Annotated in this window: 15 protein-coding genes; 6 read left to right on the forward strand and 9 right to left on the reverse strand. The window is 49.7% G+C overall.

The genetic code is table 11. The features are described 5' to 3' along the window. Positions 1-91 precede the first annotated feature (91 nt). The 3 genes from TX85_RS13325 to TX85_RS13335 all read right to left on the reverse strand — a co-directional run bounded on the left by TX85_RS13325 (position 92) and on the right by TX85_RS13335 (position 6,355). A complete protein-coding gene (locus TX85_RS13325; protein WP_044479589.1) occupies positions 92-2,836 on the reverse strand; it encodes a glycoside hydrolase family 9 protein in 2,745 nt (914 codons plus the stop codon). 225 nt (positions 2,837-3,061) lie between these two features. After that, entirely contained in the window at positions 3,062-4,579 is a 1,518-nt protein-coding gene (locus tag TX85_RS13330; RefSeq protein WP_044479590.1) for a response regulator transcription factor, read from the reverse strand. Positions 4,580-4,594: 15 nt separating this feature from the next. Further along, positions 4,595-6,355, reverse strand: a complete 1,761-nt coding sequence (locus TX85_RS13335; RefSeq protein ID WP_044479592.1) for a cache domain-containing sensor histidine kinase — start codon at positions 6,353-6,355, stop codon at positions 4,595-4,597. Between the two features lie 185 nt (positions 6,356-6,540). On the opposite strand from TX85_RS13335, the gene TX85_RS13340 reads away from it, so the two are divergent. From TX85_RS13340 to TX85_RS13355, 4 genes are all read left to right on the forward strand, one after another. Then, positions 6,541-7,860: an ABC transporter substrate-binding protein gene (locus tag TX85_RS13340; RefSeq protein ID WP_044479593.1), complete on the forward strand. Its 1,320-nt coding sequence runs from the start codon at positions 6,541-6,543 to the stop codon at positions 7,858-7,860. Between the two features lie 77 nt (positions 7,861-7,937). Beyond that, a complete protein-coding gene (locus TX85_RS13345) occupies positions 7,938-8,810 on the forward strand; it encodes a carbohydrate ABC transporter permease (protein ID WP_044479594.1) in 873 nt (290 codons plus the stop codon). Next, positions 8,810-9,640 (forward strand): carbohydrate ABC transporter permease, encoded by an 831-nt coding sequence (locus TX85_RS13350; protein WP_044479595.1) that lies wholly within the window; start codon positions 8,810-8,812, stop codon positions 9,638-9,640. Before TX85_RS13345 ends, TX85_RS13350 begins: the two co-directional genes overlap by 1 nt. 270 nt (positions 9,641-9,910) lie before the next feature. Continuing rightward, the gene (locus tag TX85_RS13355) at positions 9,911-10,534 is read left to right on the forward strand and encodes an acetate uptake transporter (protein WP_044479596.1); all 624 of its coding nucleotides are present in this window, start codon (positions 9,911-9,913) and stop codon (positions 10,532-10,534) included. A 99-nt stretch (positions 10,535-10,633) separates the two neighbouring features. Here TX85_RS13355 and TX85_RS13360 read toward each other — a convergent pair whose 3' ends face one another. The 4 genes from TX85_RS13360 to TX85_RS13375 all read right to left on the reverse strand — a co-directional run bounded on the left by TX85_RS13360 (position 10,634) and on the right by TX85_RS13375 (position 15,106). After that, positions 10,634-11,818: an MFS transporter gene (locus TX85_RS13360; protein ID WP_233500710.1), complete on the reverse strand. Its 1,185-nt coding sequence runs from the start codon at positions 11,816-11,818 to the stop codon at positions 10,634-10,636. Positions 11,819-11,855: 37 nt separating this feature from the next. Beyond that, on the reverse strand, positions 11,856-12,815 hold the full coding sequence (locus tag TX85_RS13365; RefSeq protein ID WP_044479599.1) for an acetylxylan esterase: 960 nt from the start codon (positions 12,813-12,815) through the stop codon (positions 11,856-11,858). Positions 12,816-12,978: 163 nt separating this feature from the next. Further along, positions 12,979-14,595, reverse strand: a complete 1,617-nt coding sequence (locus TX85_RS13370) for an MDR family MFS transporter (RefSeq protein WP_044479602.1) — start codon at positions 14,593-14,595, stop codon at positions 12,979-12,981. Positions 14,596-14,674: 79 nt separating this feature from the next. Next, positions 14,675-15,106, reverse strand: coding sequence for a MarR family winged helix-turn-helix transcriptional regulator (locus tag TX85_RS13375; protein WP_101781143.1), 432 nt, complete (start codon positions 15,104-15,106; stop codon positions 14,675-14,677). A gap of 244 nt (positions 15,107-15,350) precedes the next feature. On the opposite strand from TX85_RS13375, the gene TX85_RS13380 reads away from it, so the two are divergent. Then, on the forward strand, positions 15,351-16,181 hold the full coding sequence (locus TX85_RS13380; RefSeq protein WP_199558831.1) for a M15 family metallopeptidase: 831 nt from the start codon (positions 15,351-15,353) through the stop codon (positions 16,179-16,181). On the opposite strand, the gene TX85_RS13385 is transcribed toward TX85_RS13380, so the two are convergent. After that, positions 16,162-17,157, reverse strand: coding sequence for a radical SAM protein (locus tag TX85_RS13385; protein ID WP_233500711.1), 996 nt, complete (start codon positions 17,155-17,157; stop codon positions 16,162-16,164). The genes TX85_RS13380 and TX85_RS13385 overlap by 20 nt on opposite strands. Before the next feature lie 114 nt (positions 17,158-17,271). On the opposite strand from TX85_RS13385, the gene TX85_RS13390 reads away from it, so the two are divergent. Further along, a complete protein-coding gene (locus TX85_RS13390) occupies positions 17,272-17,613 on the forward strand; it encodes a cupin domain-containing protein (protein ID WP_044479605.1) in 342 nt (113 codons plus the stop codon). A gap of 5 nt (positions 17,614-17,618) precedes the next feature. On the opposite strand, the gene TX85_RS13395 is transcribed toward TX85_RS13390, so the two are convergent. After that, the gene (locus tag TX85_RS13395; protein ID WP_044479606.1) at positions 17,619-18,575 is read right to left on the reverse strand and encodes a 3'-5' exoribonuclease YhaM family protein; all 957 of its coding nucleotides are present in this window, start codon (positions 18,573-18,575) and stop codon (positions 17,619-17,621) included. Positions 18,576-18,760: the final 185 nt, after the last annotated feature.

Genomic DNA, 18,760 nt, shown 5'->3' on the forward strand with positions numbered 1-18,760 from the left:
GTGAGAATGTCAATGCTGTCGATAATAGGAATGAAGCTGGTTTCCTGAAAGCCTTGGACAGTATCAATGTGATCATCCTCTCAAATATAATTTAGGGTTCAATCCCCCATACCAAAGACCCGTTCTGATAAAGGGTTACCTTATCCCAAGCAGCATAGCTTTGCTTGCTGCCATCGTAGGAGTAATCGTCGAGCTCATTGTAATTGGTCCAATCGCTCTTATTGATGCGAATTTGGATATCGCCTGTGCTTGCGCCCGGAGCCAGAGTACCTGCAGCCGTGCTAAAACCAACCTCCACGTAATGATCAGCACCGGTCACAGGATCAGGCAGGCTGACAAAGGTGCCCGTCACATTGCCACTGCCAACCGCAGCATAATCACAATGGAATTGCTGGGCCTGGTCCCCATCAATCGTATAATAGTAACGCAGCTTCACTTGGTTGAGCGGGATCGCTTCCTCCCCATGGTTTTGAATGCGGAATTGCGCCCGAATCTGGTTATCTCCGGCCTGGGTATCGCTAGTGCGATATTCAAGCCCCAAATCCCCCTCCACCGGAGCCGGAAGCTCCCGTGGCTTGGCGCTGACCTGGCCCGAAGGGGAGCCTTCACCAACCTCATTTCTCGCTGCAACAACATAGTAGTAAGTCACATCGTTAGTTAAACCGCTGTCCGTAAAGGAGGTACTCGAAGTCACTTCAACTTCGATGTAGGGGCCGCCGCTCGTTTCCGAACGTTTGACCACATATTCATCCGCACGGCTAACCGCATTCCATGTTAATTGCACAAGCCCGTCTCCTGCCTTCGCCGTTACTCCCCGGGGAGCCGCCGGTATGGAGGGGATGCCTGGGGTGCCTCCGCCAGATGGAAGCTCGCCAAACACTTGAACTCCTCCATCGAACACCGGAATATAAGGCGTCTTGACTGGCGATGAGCCGATTGTGGATAGGCCTTGATAAGAAAAGTCATTGCTGTTGTCCCAGAAGGCGGTATTCAGCGGAGCTGCAATCCGGAATTGCACTTCCTTACGGAATGCCGACTGTCCGCCCGGATATATTGAGGTTCCTGTAAAATCGACCTCGGTGTAATAAATATAGTTGTCCTCATCAAAGGGCAGCAACTGCGACACAGTAGCTCCTTGATTGTAACCACCGGCCGTGACGGTTACATCTTCCGGACCATACCCGGCTGCGATCACTTCCTCCAGGTCAAGATAATAATGGAAGGACATATCGCTGCTGGCACGCGCCGGCCAAGCTGAACGGTTGTTAAGCAGGGCACGAATCTCAATGAAATTGCTCCCGCTCGCATTCACCGAAGCCTCGACAAACATCTCATCTTCGCGCTCCTCAGGTGCCGGGAACGAAGCTAGCGGCTGATCGCCTTCGCCGTGCAGCAGCATCATTTTGGCTAATGCTCCGGTAAATCCGCCGTTATAATCCGTGGCCACCTCATTGGAGACATAGTCGCTAATGGAGTCTGTATAGGCATCCGTGACGGACGGGCCTCCGACTAGCGCTCCATATAAAATATGACGATGATTGGCCGGCTCGTTCTGACTGTCGCTCCAAGAGCCGTGAGAGGTCCGGTGATGCGGATGCTCCGGGCTATTGTTGCCGTACCCGATCACATAGCTGCTTTGTCTCGGGTTATCGCCCAGCATATATAGAATCTGTTGTTCTGCAAATGAGCGGGCCGTCTGCTTGCTCACAGGATCACTGACCCAATCGGAGTATACAAAGGCCAGGAAAGCCTGATTCGCGGCATATCTCAGCGCTCCCCATTGGTCCAGGTGAGCCAGCCCGCCAGGCGTATAGTTGACGCGTTCGCCGGTTCCGCTCACCCCGGTTGTCCAAAATTGCATACTCTTCTCGGTAGATTGGACGAAGCGCGGGTCATTGGTGATCCGTGCCAATAGCAATTGGGCGCCGTAGTGCTTGTCATCCCAGGCATGGGTCCATTTGTAGTCCCAGTTGCCCTGCTGATCGGTTCCCCACTCATCACTAGCCTCAATCGCCTGATCCAAATAATCCGGATCATCGGTAGCCAGGTAGAGCCACACAGCAGCCCAGCTCAATTCATCAGCATAGCCGCTCCAGGATTGATAGAACGCTCTGGCATCCGTAATGCTATCCGAGTATTTGCCCCGATACTGGTCTGCGAACTGATACAATTCCTTCGCATGTTGAAGCAGCAAGGCCGAATAACCCGGATCGCTATCCTTGAAAATAATTGAGGAAGCAGCCAGCGCGGCAGCCGTCTCCCCGGCAAGATCAGAGCCCGGATTCGCCGCATCAATCTTGTAGGCCGGCCGGGCCATCGGCATAACCTCTGCCGGACCCCACCAGTTATGGTCCGCCGTCCCATTGCCCACTTGTCCCCACAGCTCGTTCGGGGCCGTATGCGCCTTGATGAAATAATCCGTAGCCCAGCGGATGTTATCCAGAATTTCGTCCAGCTGTCCAGCTCTTTCATAGCCCTCACGATACTCGTACACCGACCAGGCCAGCATAGTAGCAGTGGCTGCCATCGGGAAGCCGAATTTCACATGATCTCCGGCATCGTACCAGCCGCCCGTAAGATCAACCCCCACGTCCGCACCGTCCTGAAGCCCCGAATCCCCGCGCCATTCCACCCGGTTATCCTCCGGTAATACTCCTGAACGCTGCGCCTCATAGAAATAAATAGATTTTTGCAGAGCCTCCGCATAATTGTAATCGGAAGCCGATGATGGCGATGAAGTAGAAGCCAAGGTAGAACTTGTCCCAAAATTCATAGATGTAAGCGCTAACAAAACACTAAGAACCAGAACACTTCTTTTCTTGAATCTTTTACCCATAACAGTTTACTTCTCCTTTCTGAGTAAAGGTTTCTTGACCCAAAGCTTCTACTCACCTCCTTGAATTTAAAAATAGCGGAGCAGCTCTGTTAAATTTTAGTAGAATCAGCTCCTGTCCCTAATATATCATATAATGCTAATAAATTACATAAATAACAGTAAATTTACTGGAAATTTTTTTATCAGTTTTATTGATGATAGTCATAGATCGCGATTTCTACGAATCTATCCCTGGCTCTGATGCCTCTCCTTATACTCCGTGGGACTTAATCCGGTATATTCTTTGAATACTTTGGAGAAATAATGCTGGTCGCTAAAGGACAGGGCGTCCGAAACCTCCTTCACCTTCATATCGCTTCTGTCAGCCATCAGCCTGCAGGCTTCAGTGATTTTTAAACGGGTGTAATACTGCACAAAAGAGCTCTGCGCACATCTCTTCATAATTCTGCTGACATAGGAGGGGCTCACATGAAACTTTCGGGCGATATCCGTAATCGAAAGCTGGGAGTATAAATTGCTCCGGATGTACTGATCAATCTGCCGGAACAGCTCCTCCGCACTTTTACGCCGAAGGGATTGCAGCTGCTCGAAGACCTGCTTCAACCAGGCCTCGAATCGGCTGCAGAAATCTTCATAACTATCTGCGTTCAACAGATGACTGGCCTCCTTTTCAATCCTTACCCGGATGTCGGCGTTCAGTTCTGCGCCTGCTTGCAGGAAGGCTCCCTTAAGCGTACGGATAAATCGCTCCAGCTGAGCCAGCCGAGCGTCCTCCTCCGCCCATCTGGATAGTTGCTCCTTTCCCTTCAGCAGAAGCTGCTCCTTGCGATATCCCCGCAGCATCTCTGTAAAGCTTGCCAGAAGCTCTCTCTCCATGCTTTCCTGATCCGTGTCGGCGGCCGATTGAAGGACCGCATGGTCTCCATCCACAACGATACTTTGCTTGATTCGCAGACGCGCCTGAAGCAGATCCGACATTTGGTGATAGACTCCCTTGAGCATGCCCGGCTCCAGCGACTGGCTCCGCCCTGCTATAGATACGGACAGCCCGATCTGCTCCAGATGCTTGCGCAGATTGTTCATGCACTCATTCAAAGAGCCATAACCCTCCATCGCCGCCTTTGGAACGACAGCCAGCATCTGCTTGGGATTCCAGGACGGGTAAACCCAGCAGCCATGCGGTTTAAAGAATTCAGCCGCATGTTGCTGAACAGCTTGTCTGCTCCAGTCTGCGCTCCCCTTGGAAAAAGGCTGCTTTTGCAATATCAGCAGGATATTTCCGTAGAGCTGAAGCCCTTTCCAATCTGGATCCGGCACTTCCCGCAGATCAACAATTTCCTTCCAGCTCTCAAGCTCTTCATGGCCTTGGCTGTTGAGCTGCTTCATTGCCCGCTCCATCACCTCCGCAAGCTGCTTACGCTCCACCGGCTTCAGCAAATAGTCGAAGACCTGCAGGTTAATCGCTTTACGGGTGTACTCAAAGTCATTATAGCCGCTAATAAGAACCGCAAGCAGACGAGGATGAAGCTGTTTAGCTTGCTCAATGAGTGCGAGACCATCCATTTTAGGCATGCGGATATCCGTCAGCAGCAGATCAAAGTGCTGTTTACGGATCATTTCCAAGGCTTCTTCTCCATTTGCAGCCTTGGCGGCAAGCTCCAGCGGCAGCTCTAGGGAAGTGAGCAGAGACTGAATATTCCGCAATATCGGCTTGCTGTCTTCCGCAATGAGTACTCGATACACGATCCCCGCCCCCTTCTAGTAGAATTCTCTTGTAAGGGAGCCGATAATCTGAACCGTAGCTCCCTCTTCTCCATCCGCATGATTAAAGATATTAAAGAACAGCCGATTCTGGTACATCAGCTTCAAGCGATGAACGCTGTTGACGATGCCCATATTGCCGATCGACACATGGTCGTCCCTTCCTTCAAGGACTCCTGAATCCGTTATCCCGAGACTATCCTTGATCTCCTCGAGCTTGTCCGGATGGAATCCTGACCCGTTATCCTTAATCTCCAGCACCCACAGTCCATTAAACTGCTTGACCGTAATCTTGATCTGCCAGGGAGGGCTCTTTTCCAGAAAAGCATGCTCAATACAGTTTTCGACGAAAGGCTGAATCGTCAGCCTTGGCAACTGAATGCTGTGCGACAAGGCGTCCGCATGAATCTCCCAGACGAGATCCTCTTCATACTTCTGCTGCACCAAAGACAGGTAATGCCGGGTATGCTCCAGCTCCTCCGCCAAGGTGACATGAGCATAAGGGGAGGACACAATATACCGCAGGCTGTCTGATAAATGCTTGCACATGTCCGATACGAGATGACTCTTCCCCTCTTGGGCCGCGATACTGATCAAATAAAGGACATTGTGAATAAAGTGAGGGGCGATCTGGGCCTGCAGCGCCGAATTCCTCGCCTTCACCTCTTCATGCAAGGCCGCCTTTTCCCGCTCAATCGATTCCTGCAGCCGGTTCATCAAGTCCTGAAAGGCCTCATTCAGCAAAATCAATTCATTATTTTGACGCCGGGAGTAATCCTGCTTAATATTCATATTGCTGTAGCTAAGCCGCCATATCTGACTGCGCAGCCTGCGAATCGGGAGCAACAGATTGCGGGTAGACAGATAAATATATACGAACGAAACCAGCATTAATAACGTAATGAGCAGAACGGATACTTTGATAATCGAATTGATAGGCCCGGTTACATCCTGCTTGGGAGTAACGAGATAGGCCGTCCATCCAGTGCTTGGAGATTGGTGATAGGAAATGTAGTTCTTATACGGGTCCACATATACGCCTTGTCCGTCCGTAACGGCTGTCAGTTGAATATGTTCATCATCAGAGCTGCCGGATATCCTGTTCCCGCTTCCATCAAGCACATACACCGCACCGAGGGCTGCACCTTCCGTAATCCGCTCGATATAGGCCTCATCCAATTGAATCGATAAGTACCCGTACACCCGGCCATTCTGATTCGAAATCGCACGGATAAAGGACAGATCGCTGTCCTGATGACGCAGCAGAAAGCCGACACCACTCCAGGCCGTATCTGCTCTTCCGTCAGCCAGCGGCAGCTCAAGGGTCTGCGGGTTCGTCTGCAAGCCGATATAGGCAACAAGCGGATTGCCCTCCAGATCGTAAATGGTCATATCCTTGATATTCATTCGCGGTCCAATGGCCTGAAACATAATATCCAGCAGCCTTCGGTTCTGCTGCAATCTTTCCACCAACGGCACAGACTGATTCCTCTTCTCAAGAATCGCGAATACATCCTTGCTCGCCAAAATTCGCTGTGACAGCTGATTTTGGCTGTCGATATAGACATCAATCTGCCCGCTTATCCCGGCGGCCGTCTCGACTTTTTCCTCCAGGGTCCTCTCTTTCAAGGGGGAGATCACCATCTGGTTCACATAGATCATGAAGCACCCCAATACAAACAGCAGCAGGATGACAAGCGTCAAAAACACTCTTGTTTGAAGACTAATGTGAAATCGGTCCATCATCCTCTTGATCATGGGCAGCCCCTCTCTCTCATCCTGCACTTTGCATCAAATGTACCATTATTCCACAAAATTTGACAATGGCTTCAAGTTCAGAATTTTACACATCATTTGTCATGCACAAACATGTACCCTGTCGGCAATCCATTCTATACTTTACCTGTAAGCGCATTCAAATAGAGGTTAGGGGGATGTTCTTTATGAGAAAAGGAAGGAAAGCAGCAGGAATACTCACCGCTGGATTATTGATCCTCGCATTGACCGCCTGTGGTTCCGGAGGCTCCAAATCCGGGGGTGCGGGAGACAACTCGACAGCTAAAGAGAGCAGCGGAAAAAAGGTAACGATTGAGTTGGCTATTTCCAAAAGCTCGCAGGACTCGGCCTTTATTCAACAGGATCTGCTCGATGAGTTTGAGAAGCAGACCAATATCAAGGTGAATCTGCAATTGATTCCTGCGGAACAGACAACAACCGTGCTTCAGACCAAACTCGCCGTTGAGGAAGCGCCTGACATTATCCAATACAACCTGGCCAGCGCTACCACGGATCTGAACCTGGAGCGCAACTTCGAGATTCTTGATGACGAGCCTTGGGCCAGCCGCCTATTAAACAAGGATGTGCTGTCTGCCTATGGACACATTTACAGCTTCCATGTCAGCCAAGATACCGGGATGCAAGGTGTCGTCTATAATAAGGACATCTTCGAAGAACTGGGTCTCTCCATTCCAAACAACTATGAAGAATTTCTGGCCGTATGTGAAAAGATCAAAGAGAGCGGCACCACGCCTGTCTTTATGCCGTACAAGGACAATTGGGCGATTAACATCTGGCCGGCAGCTGCATTTGCAGATTTTGTCTCCAGAACCGACCCGGCCTTCTTTGACGAACTGAACAACAACAAGCGGAAATGGTCGGACATTCCTGAATTCCAGACCTTCCTGCAGCAGCAATATGACATCTATAAAATGGGGTACACCAACACCGACGTCCTCAGTGACAGCTATGACATGGCCGTAGGCAAATTCCTCAACAAAGAAGTCGCTATGATGTTCATGGGGGATTGGCTGATTGAAGGGGTTGCGCAGCAAGATCCTGACATGAGATTGGGCGTCTTCCCGATCCCGGCCATCGATAACCCTAGTCTTGGAGCCAGTCCGCTGGGCGGACAGCTGTTCATTCCGAAGACAGCCAAGCACATCGAGGAGGCTAAGAAATTCCTGGACTTTATGGCTTCCAAAGAAATTGCTCAGCAAATTGTAGATTCTAAAGGCTATGTATCCAACTTTAACGATGTAACGACACCGGCTTTGCCAGAGTACAAGCAGGAAATCGTAGATCTCTACATTACCCCGAAGAGAACGGTCCTGACCACAGATGCTTACATGCTGGTTGACCGTAACGAATTGTACCGGATGCTTCAAGATCAGTTCGCGGGAGGCTTGACGCCGGAAGAGCTGCTCAAGGCATGGGATGAGAAGTTTAATCAACTGATGGCAGACAAGCAGGTTCCTGGCTTCTAAAATAGACAGTGCAATGGCAGCATAATTTCTGCGGAAGCGGAGCTTGTGCTGCCCCTGGCACAAATGGGGTGTGAGAAATGAAAACAACCAAGCAACTCTACTCTTATTATCTAGTGTTGCCTGCTTTGTTGATTTACTCGATTTTCTTCGTCATACCTGCATTTGCAGGCTTCTACTACTCCTTTACGGATTGGCGGATGGATCGGTTGACCCTGGAATTCATCGGCTGGAACAATTTCCGGACCATTTTTTCAGATAAAACACTGATCCTCGCCCTCAAGAACACGTTGATCTTCGCAGTAGTGACCGTGCTCGGCAAAAATTTAGTCGGAATTGCGCTCGCGGTTGCTTTAAATATGAAGCTGAGAACCCGCAATCTTCTGCGCGCTATTTTTTACTCGCCATCGATTCTTAGCATTCTTGTGATCGGAATCATCTTTACGCCGATTTTAAGAACAGAAGGTACGCTGAACCATGTATTCGATACGCTCGGGCTTCACTCTCTATCTCAAGCCTGGCTGACCAACCCGAATATCGTCGTCTTCACCATTGCTATGATTTCAATATGGCAGCATGCCGGATTCCAGATGGCGATCTATTTGGCTGGCCTGCAGTCCATTTCCAACGAATATTACGAGGCCGCCACGATTGACGGTGCAGGCTCCTGGAAGAAATTCACGAATATCACGCTTCCTTTGCTGCTCCCTGCCATCAACATTAACGTGATGCTCACCCTGATCGGCGGACTCAAGGTGTTCTCCGAGGTCTTCGTCCTTACCGGCGGAGGACCGGGCAACGCTTCCCAGGTAGTGGGCACCATTATTTTGCGTGCCTTTGGAGAAGGCAATTGGGGCCTGGGCACGGCCATCAATACCTTGCTCTTCGTCGCCGTCACCATTATTGCGATTCCGCTGTTAATCTTCATGCGGCGAAAGGAGGTTGCTGAATAATGGGATTCTCACGTAAACTCACAATCCGCAATTATATCGTTGAAGGGTTCTTGCTGCTTTCTTCCCTGCTGATCTTGCTGCCCGTAATGATCATGATTATCGGCTCCTTCAAGACCAGTGCTGAAGTATTGGACTTCTCCTTGAAGTTCCCCAAGAAATGGATGTTCTCCAACTATATGACGGTGTTTAGAGAGGGAGGCATCGGAAGGGCCTTCTTGAATAGTGTTGTAATCACGGGCATCTCATCCGTCATCAATATTGTTGCTTCCTCGGCTGCATCCTTTATTTTGGCGCGGCGGGAGACCAAATTCGCGAATACCCTGTATATGTATTTCTTTATGGGGCTGATTGCCCCGATGTCCACCATCACTACGATCCGCATCGTCCAATGGATGGGCTTCTATGGCAGCGTAACCAGTGTTATTCTCATTTACGCCTCGTTAAATACGGCCTTTAGCGTATTTCTGTACAGCGGATTTATCAAGACCATACCGAAGGCACTGGACGAGGTTGCCTTTCTGGAGGGTGCCGGCGTCTTCAGTGTATTCTTCCGGATTGTTACCCCGTTGATTCTGCCCGTCAATGCCACTGTCGCAATCATGGTGTTCATGTCGGTCTGGAATGATATTACGATTCCGCTCTACTTCTTGACCGACAGCTCGACCTGGACCATGCCGTTATCCATCTACAATTTCTATGGCAAGTTCAGCCGGGACTGGAATCTGATCTTCGCAAATCTGGTGCTGACCTCGCTACCGGTCTTTATCCTGTATTTGTTTGGTCAAAAGTATATCGTCAGCGGCTTAACCGCAGGTGCTGTCAAGGGCTAAGCAGCATAAAAGAGGGGCCCAAAAGTCGGTCAGCTTAGCTGATGAACTTTGGCGCCCCCTCTTTATTTGACAGCGATCGTAAGCACACTTCACACGTTGCCTCCAGTGTACAATCTTTAGTTCAACTTATATAGATATTTTACTGCTCCAAGAATGTAACAAAATAACCACTGTACGTACTCCTGGTTGTCAGTTACAATACATCCATATGTCCATTCCGCGGTATCGGAGGAATGGCTGCAAATGAACTATGGAGGCTCAACTTACACTATGCACAACGCAACATCTACACAAGTAAAAATCGTTACAGCTGATCCGAGCGGAATCGGCTTATTCGGGTTGGCGATCGTTACCCTGGTCGCGTCCTCGCAAAAGCTGGGATGGACCGACGGTCTTAGCTACGCCATTCCATGGGCTATCTTCCTCGGAGCCTTCGCTCAGTTATTTGCCAGTATTCAGGACGGCAAGCATAACAACACCTTCGGTATGACCGCATTCGGCGCATACGCCTTTTTCTGGTTTGCTATGGGGACAAGCTGGTTGATCAAGCTGGGCGTATTCGGGGCTGAGCTTGCTTCCGGGGTGGACGGCAAGCAGTTGGGATTCGCCTTTCTTGGCTATCTTATTTTTACGATATTTATGACCATCGGTGCGATGGAGACGCATAAAGTACTATTCTTTATTTTTGCGCTGATTGATGTCCTGTTCCTCGGTCTAAGTCTGGATGCCTTCGGCATTATTCCTGAATTCTCCCACGCTCTGGCAGCATGGGCCGAGCTCTGTATCGGACTTCTCTCGCTCTATGGAGCCGGAGCTGCGGTGCTGAATGTCCATTTCGGAAGAAGCTTTCTTCCGGTAGGGCGTCCGTTCGGGATCTTCAAGCCTCGGGCATAAAATTTCACATTATATAACATAGCCGTCCTGCTGCGCTCCGATACGCGCGGCTGGACGGCTATTATTTTTGTCATTTTAGATAAGCTGAGCCAAAGAAGCTTACTGATTTCTTCGTCTAGAAAGATAGTGCGTTCCCAGGAAGAGCACTCCCCCGATGAGCGAAACCAGGGATGCGAACAGGTACATACTCTCACCCCCATACAAATCGTTGAGACTCCCCCCGATCAATCCGCCTGACATGCCTGCCAGACCCAGATATACCATGCTGAGCAAAGAAAAGCCTGTCGCTCCCAGCTCAGGCGGGAGAACCCGGGCGACGTAGTGCATCGCAACCAGCCAGAAAATGGCAAAGGTCAGTGCGGCTCCCGCCTGCAAGAACAACAGCACCCACGGCTCATCCGTTACATAGTAGATCAACCATCGTAATGCATATAAAAGACCGACTATGCCCAGCAGGGCAAACTCATGAATTTTGTGCAAATATCTGCCCAGCAAAGCGAACACCGGAATTTCCACGGCAGCTGCAAGCGCCCACGCCCAGCCTACCATCGAATCGGTTGCGCCTAATTCTTTCATGTACAGACCGAGCATGACATCGTTGAGCCGGTGCGGCACCGAAATGATAAAGACAAGCGCAAGAAACCAGAGAAACGACTTATTCTTGAAAATGGCACCCAGCGACTTAAGCGTCATACCGCCGCCCTCAGCCGGCTCATCCTTCAGGAAGATGAGCAGCAGCAAGGGAATCGCCCACACAGCCCATAACAAGTAGGGCAGACGGGTAATCCCGCCCAGCAAGGCCAGAATTGCGCCTCCTGTCAGGGATATCATCGTATATCCCATGGAGCCGAACAGCCTTACCGAGCCATAAGAAATTCCTCTTCGCGACGCGGACTGAACCGATATACTGTCCACCAGCGGCATGGACGGCTGAAAGAAAAAGTACAAGGCCAGCACAAATACCAAGGTAAGAACGTAATTAGAGCCTGCATGAAACAAGACAACACTGCTGGCAATAGCGAGGATCCATAGGACAAAAATGATCGCCTTCACCGCCTGAAGGCGGTCGCTAACATACCCCCACATCGGTTGAACCAGACTTGCCACAAACGGGCCGATAACCATAAGAAACCCGATCTGTGAAGAGGAATAGCCCTGGTTCGAGAAATAGAGCGGCAAAAAAGGCGCCACCACGGCCAGAATAGCGTACTGCCAAAAATTTAACCATCGGAGAACCAGGACCTGCTTATCCTTGCGATCCCCATCCTTCATCTCTGTCCTCAACCTCAATCTCTCCGCTCCGTTATGATGGCCTCATTTCTTACAGTCCAAGCATGAATTGCAGGGTCCGGTCGCCGAATCCCGGAAGGTATTCATGTCCAAAGTCAGGATAGACCTCGAGTTGCTTCGGCGCTTGAATCTTATTATAGGCTGCAAATTGGGTTGATGGCGGGCAAATCGTATCCATCAGACCGACCGCCATCAGCACCTCGCCTTGAATCCTGTCAGCTAAGTGCTGGATATCAATATAGCCCAGCTTGTTGAATATCTCCTCCTCCCGCTTATGCAGCGGGTCGTGAAAACGGAAGAAATTGCGAAGCTCTTCATAAGCATCCTTAGCCAGATCCATCTCCCATACCCGGCGGTAATCACTAAGGAACGGGTATACCGGAGCCAGGCGCTTGATCCGTGGCTCCAGCGCTGAGCAAGCAATGGTCAAGCCGCCGCCCTGAGAGCCGCCCATGGCCCCAACACGCTGCTCATCCACTTCGGGGAAGCTCATCACAATTCGAGCCAGCTGTACAGTATCCAGAAAAATCTGGCGGAACAAGAGCTTATCCGGATGATCATCAAGTCCGCGAATAATATGTCCCCGAAGCGTTGTGCCCTTTACCTGCCCAGCATCCTCAGACCTGCCTCCCTGTCCCCGGCAATCCATTGCTGCAATGGAATAACCGATTGAAGCATAGGCCAGCTTGTCATTCCAGTCGCCGCTGTTCCAGGCATATCCATGGAACTGCAGAACGGCAGGATGCGGAGTCGCAGCCGCTTTGGGCCTTACATACTTCGCATGGATTCTCGCCCCCTGCACCCCTGTAAAATATAGATCGAAGCATTCCGCCTGCGGAGCCTGAAACTCGCTTGGCACCAGCTCAACCTTGGGATCTACAGCCTCCAATTCCGCAAGTGCTCTGGCCCAGTACTGATCGAAATCCTCCGGTTTGGGACTGATCCCTTGGTACTTCAGCAATTCGGGCATCGGCATATCAATAATCGGCATCGTTACTACTCCTTATATGTAAAATGAAAGCGAAAACACATGGTAATCATAGAACAATTGCCTGAGTGCTTCAAGTACATTTCTTCGCAATTTGACGTGTTTAAAAATAAAAATACCTCCGGCCAAATGGCGGAGGTATTTCATTATGTTGAAGATCATTTCCTTATTCCGATGCTGCAGGCTCCCCTGTCACTTTTCCCGATTCCACGGGTGCACCGGCAGCCTGATTCGACGTGCGCAGCGGCAGCTCCTTCAGGAAGAAGACCAGGAAGAAGGCGATGACCAGAACCAGAGTCCCTGTCAAGAAGACAAGAGACAAAGTGTCACCCAGAATATCGCGGATGCTTTGAATCAACTGAGCAAATATCGGCTGAATTTCTGTTGGCAGACTCGCTTGTGTCTGTTCGATCAGCGGCTTGTTCATCAATTGATTCGGGTTCGCGAAGGAAGCCATCTTCTGGGCGATCTCCGGATTAAGGCCGCTGAGGTCGGCACTGGCTGAGCCCATTGCATTTTTCAGGTTACGAGTCAGGCTGTTCGACATGACCGTTCCCATCACTGCGATCCCGATTGTACCGCCAAGATTACGGAACAACTGGGAGGATGCTGTAACAACGCCAAGCTCCTTATGTGGTACGGCATTTTGCGTTGCCAATGAGAAGACGGGCATGCCCAGGCCAAGACCCAGGCCAAATATGATCATGCTCACGATTGCCATCCACACACTGTTCATGAATACCATTAATGCCATCCCTGCAATCATAATCGGCATGCCGATCAGGGCGAAGCGTTTGTATTTGCCGGATTTGGCGATTAATTGACCGGTCAATGCACTTGTTATCACCATGAAAATCGACATCGGCATAGTCACATAACCCGCATAGGTTGGGGAGATTCCCATGACCCCTTGCACGAAGAACGAAATGTAGATCAATGCCCCCATCATTCCGAAGTTCATAATAAATCCGATAAGATTGGAAATGGTAACTACACTGTTCTTGAACAGATGCATAGGCAGGATCGGGTTGCTTGAATACAATTCAACAATAACGAAGATAATTCCGGAAGCAATCGTTGCTGCCAGCAGCCCCAGAATTTGCGCTGAGCCCCATGAATACTGGGTGCCTGCCCACGAAAAAGCCAGCAACAATGGGACAATCGTTGTTGTCATGAACAACGAGCCCAGAAGGTCGATCTTCTCGCCTGGCTTGCGCTCCACCTTCGGGAACAAGGTCAGAATCATAATGAAGGCAACAATACCAAGCGGCAGGAAGATCCAGAACAGCCAGTGCCAATCCAGATGATCGACCAAGTATCCGCCTAGTGTCGGACCAAGTACACTGGAGAAGCCAAAGATGGCTGTCATAAAGCCCATCCATTTCCCGCGCTCGCGCGGCGCGAACAGGTCGCCTACTGCCGTGAAGGCGGTCGACTGGATAATCCCCGCTCCTATCCCTTGAATCCCCCGGTAAGTAATAAATTGAAATACATTATCCGAGGTTCCTGTCAGGAAGGCCCCGATCATGAACAATAATATACCTAACAGAATAAATGGCTTCCGTCCGAACATATCGGACAGCTTGCCGACGAGTACCGTAGCAATGGTTGAAGTCAGCAGATATATATTGATGGTCCAGGTATAATAATCCATACCATCCAGTATTGAAATAATACGCGGCATTGCCGTACTGACGATCGTTTGGTTGATCGCGGCAAAGAACATGGCGGCCATAACGGCTACCATAATTGATAGTTTGCGTTTCTGTGTTAAATGTTCCATTCTTCTCTCTCCACCTCGTTGTTCTTGAATCCTGTTCTGATTTCTTTTTCTCTCTGTCTTATAGAATGATCTGAACGTGCTACAGTTTATCCAGATTTCCAAGCAAAATGGAGTAGATCCGCTTCAAATGATCAATGTCCTCATCGCTAAGGTCAGAAAATACCAACAGAAGCGTCTCACGCTGACTTTCGCTTAGCTTGGCGACCATCTCGCGGCCTTTCTCGGTAATCGAGATCATAACCACCCGTCGATCCTGTTCCGTGCGGGCTCTCTCCACATACCCATCCACCAGCAGCTTGTCAGTCAGTCCGGTTATTGCCGCCGAAGTAAGGCCCTGCCGCTCTGCGAGCTCGGACACCTTCAGAGAGCCGCTCCGGTCCAGCATATAGAGCATCTTGAACTGGGGAAAACTGATGTTATCGTTCTTCTGTCTATTCCACAGCTGGGTTATCCCCTTAACCAGCGTCCTGAACATCGATGAAACTTCAAATATGGCCTCCCGATCTGCCAATGACAGCAAACCTCCTCCTTTAAATTAGTTAACTAGTTAATAATTTATAACTAAATAAATTAATACTGAATTATTAAAGCATTTACTAATATAACGCCTTCTGCTTCTGCCGTCAAGATAGAATAAATAGAAAAATCTCCAAGCCATTAAAAGACTAGGAGATGAAAAAGAGCTGTTTATTCCGTATCTATTTCCGTTACAATTATATAGTAGAAAAATATAGTAGTTATTGGGAGGTTCCATTATGCTGACTTATCTCGCTTATCCTCATGTCCTCCGTCTAGCAGCTCTCGGTATGGCGCTAACCATGCTCGCCTCTTCGTCCGGCTTCGAGAGCAAGGTTGCAGCCGCAGCAGCTCCTGCAACGGCAGCTTCCGGCACCGCAGCAACAGTGACTTCACCTGCACCTGCACCCACGCCCACACCTGCACCCGAAGCCTCGGCACCCGCGGTAGAACGCGGTACACTGCCCAAGGGATTTGTCTACGTAGATGAAGTCATTCCGAGTGCTCTGTACGATATTCGTTATTATAGTGAAGAGAATTTTATCGGCACCCAAATCGACGGGTATGAAGCACCGCTGGCTATATTGACCAAGGAAGCCGCAAATGCCTTGAAGAAAGTCAATGAGGATCTGGAGAGTCAAGGATACCGCCTCAAGATCATCGATGCCTATCGCCCGCAAAAAGCAGTGAACCATTTTATTGCATGGTCCAAGGATCCGAAGGACACTTTAATGAAGGAAATTTTCTATCCGGATGTAGACAAGAAGAACCTGTTCAAGTCAGGATACCTCTCTTCGAAATCCGGGCACTCCCGAGGCAGCACGGTGGATGTGACCATGGTCTTTAAGCGGACCGGTGAGGAAGTCGATATGGGAAGCCGCGTCGATTTTCTTGGACCGATCTCTAGTCATGGTACGGATCTGATCAACAAGGAGCAGCGCAAGCACCGCTATATTCTCAAGACCGCCATGGTCAAGCAGAGCTTCAAGCCGTATACCAAGGAATGGTGGCACTACACGCTAAAGAACGAACCGTTTCCGAACAAGTATTTTAATTTTGATGTGAAGTAGGGAATAGCGCCTCATAGGCAGGACAAGGCTCCCGATCCAGAAAGTCGCGTAAAGGCTCCGGCATCTCTTCGTAAAGACGGGTCAGAGAGGTTCCTTGATAAATGTTGCCGATGATGACGGGATAGCATAGCTCCGATATCAAGATATCCCCGTTGCCATGAAGATGAAGCTGCTTCTTTCCTTCAATGCAATGGGGAAAATACACGCCCGGCTGTTCCTTGAATCCAAGCTCGGTCATGAAACGGTCCATGCAGGTAAAGTACAGGGTTGTATCTTGCTTTTTTCTCGCAATCAGGCTGTTCACGGCTTGCTTGAGCGCCTCCCGGGCAGCAATGGATTTCCAGCCGGTATGATCCATGATGATGCTGTTCTGAATCTCATGGGTCCTTACGCCAAGCTGATACACATGGTCGCTGATCTCATCCATCCGGTGCTCGGTCTCACTGAACAGCAGGGTCTCAAGCACCGTATCTATTCCCGCCTGGACACACATCGAGATATTCTCCCGAATCTTATAATAGATGCTCCGGTGGATTCCGTAATAGGCGGAGAACTCACCGGCATCAATGAAGTTAAATGAAATATGGATATTCGTCAGTCCGGCTCTAGCCAACTGATGAATTCGTTCTTCGTTCAGAAGACTTGCGTTGGAATTGAGCTGGGTATGAATCCCCCGCGAAGAGCAGTAAGCAACCACATCAACACAGTCCTGAAATTTAAGCGTCACTTCCCCGCCGGACAAGCGTACTCTTTTCAAACCGGGCAGTTGATCAAGCACTTCGATAATTTGAGCCGCCCCAATGCTGTTTCCGTCATTTCGTTTATATGCACAGCAGTAATCACAGCGAAAATTGCAGCTTGAGGTTACGCCGACCTCCAATCCTTCCAACGAATAAATATCCGGCTTGTTCATTTCCAATGCTTTATAGACCATTGCAGCAGCATCCTTCCCTATGTAATCGCCCGAAGGTGTCATTCCGGCATTTGCGATTATACGGTTTTTCCTTGGAGATGAATATGACAAAATTGATCCTGATCAAGTTTCGTTTTTGGATATGCAGGTAAAATACAATCAAGGAGGGATTTAATCATGGAAAAAAACATGCTGGGCTCCCTGCAGGAATATCAGGAAGCCCGTTTTACGAAAAGAGTAGCTTTTCAAAAAGGAGAAAGTGTCGTATTTGTGCTTAACTTCATGCCGGGGCAGCAATTGCCGGCGCATCAGCATCCAGGTACGCATGTCTTCATTCTGGCTCTTGAAGGTACAGGAACGGTTACCGCTGACGGAACCGCCTATGAGCTTCGCAAGGGAGATATCATCCACCTTGAAGGGGACGAAACCTTTGCCTATGTGAATGACGGGCAGGAGAATGCTTCCCTGTACGTAATTTTGACGAAAACACCAGGACCTGAATACGCGCAGAACATTTAAATCGTTTAGATCCGAGTCTTGTAAATCGCCTTATTTTCCAATCCCCTAATCATAGGGGTCCATTCATCCTTGTCCGGGGTAGTGTTCATCGCATCCTCCACCATTTGCATCTTGGCATCGAGTGCATCGATGTGATGGAGCGCCACTGCCTCGGCCATTTGTGGTTGAACCGGACTTCCCCATTCCCCCAAATTATGATGAGACAGCACCAGATGCTGCAGTGCAATTACCTTCGGGGAATCAGCCGCGATTCCCAGCTTCAGAGCCGCTTCCGTAATCCAGCTTGAAGCCATGGCGATATGTCCCAGCAGCTTGCCGGGTACGCTGTATTCAGAGACAATGCCCAGCCGGGCAACCATTTCCTCCGGCTTCGCAATATCATGCAGAATAATCCCCGCCTTTAACAAGTCGGCGTTCAGGAACGGCCGCTGCTTGCAGAGGAACTCCCCAAGCTCAAGCATGCGAACCATATGGTAAGCCAGTCCGCCGTAATAGTTATGGTGGTGAGTCTTGGCCGCCGGCGCCTGCTCCAGCTGATTCTCCACCTTTTGAACACAGAACTCTACGATTTCTCGAAGCTCCGGATCTTTAATTTCCTGAACAATCTTCGTGATAGTCTGAACCAAAGTATCGGACGGAACCGGCGCAGAACGAATAAAATCGGTAAGCTTAACCTGATCCTCCTCTTTTGCAGGTCTGATCTGAAGAATCTTGATCTGGAGCTTTTCCCGGTAAGTCTGAACAAGCCCCTTCACCTTTACCAGCCCCATCGGGAAGAAGGTTTCCTTGTCCAGCGCAGAAGCATCCCACAGCTTGGCTGGCAGTTCACCGCTACTGTCACATAATATGATATCCAAATAGTCCTTGGGAGGCGTATTGTTTGTTTGCTTGATCTCAACCTCCTTCAACAGATAAAAACCTACGAACTCATCCTGGCTATTTAATTGATTAATTAATGTCACGGGCGATTCCTCCACACACTTCGTAAGATTCGATGCCGAGTCAACCTCTTGAACCACTTGTGATCAAAAGATGACTTTTTGAACTACCTCTATTATACAGCAAAAAAACAAGCTTGCTCCGCTTCTTAAGGAAGGGAACAAGCTTGCATTGCTCAATAGTCCCGTTTCAACCCGCTATGATCAGC

This window comes from Paenibacillus antibioticophila (genome assembly GCF_000455265.1).
In the GTDB taxonomy this organism is placed as follows: domain Bacteria; phylum Bacillota; class Bacilli; order Paenibacillales; family Paenibacillaceae; genus Fontibacillus; species Fontibacillus antibioticophila.

Excerpts from the sequence above, each read along its gene's own strand:
- TX85_RS13325 (WP_044479589.1), bottom strand. The coding sequence starts at position 2,836 with ATGGGTAAAAGATTCAAGAAAAGAAGTGTTCTGGTTCTTAGTGTTTTG.
- TX85_RS13335 (WP_044479592.1), bottom strand. The coding sequence starts at position 6,355 with ATGATCAAGAGGATGATGGACCGATTTCACATTAGTCTTCAAACAAGA.
- TX85_RS13340 (WP_044479593.1), top strand. The coding sequence starts at position 6,541 with ATGAGAAAAGGAAGGAAAGCAGCAGGAATACTCACCGCTGGATTATTG.
- TX85_RS13345 (WP_044479594.1), top strand. The coding sequence starts at position 7,938 with ATGAAAACAACCAAGCAACTCTACTCTTATTATCTAGTGTTGCCTGCT.
- TX85_RS13350 (WP_044479595.1), top strand. The coding sequence starts at position 8,810 with ATGGGATTCTCACGTAAACTCACAATCCGCAATTATATCGTTGAAGGG.
- TX85_RS13355 (WP_044479596.1), top strand. The coding sequence starts at position 9,911 with ATGCACAACGCAACATCTACACAAGTAAAAATCGTTACAGCTGATCCG.
- TX85_RS13365 (WP_044479599.1), bottom strand. The coding sequence starts at position 12,815 with ATGCCGATTATTGATATGCCGATGCCCGAATTGCTGAAGTACCAAGGG.
- TX85_RS13370 (WP_044479602.1), bottom strand. The coding sequence starts at position 14,595 with ATGGAACATTTAACACAGAAACGCAAACTATCAATTATGGTAGCCGTT.
- TX85_RS13380 (WP_199558831.1), top strand. The coding sequence starts at position 15,351 with ATGCTGACTTATCTCGCTTATCCTCATGTCCTCCGTCTAGCAGCTCTC.
- TX85_RS13385 (WP_233500711.1), bottom strand. The coding sequence starts at position 17,157 with ATGACACCTTCGGGCGATTACATAGGGAAGGATGCTGCTGCAATGGTC.
- TX85_RS13390 (WP_044479605.1), top strand. The coding sequence starts at position 17,272 with ATGGAAAAAAACATGCTGGGCTCCCTGCAGGAATATCAGGAAGCCCGT.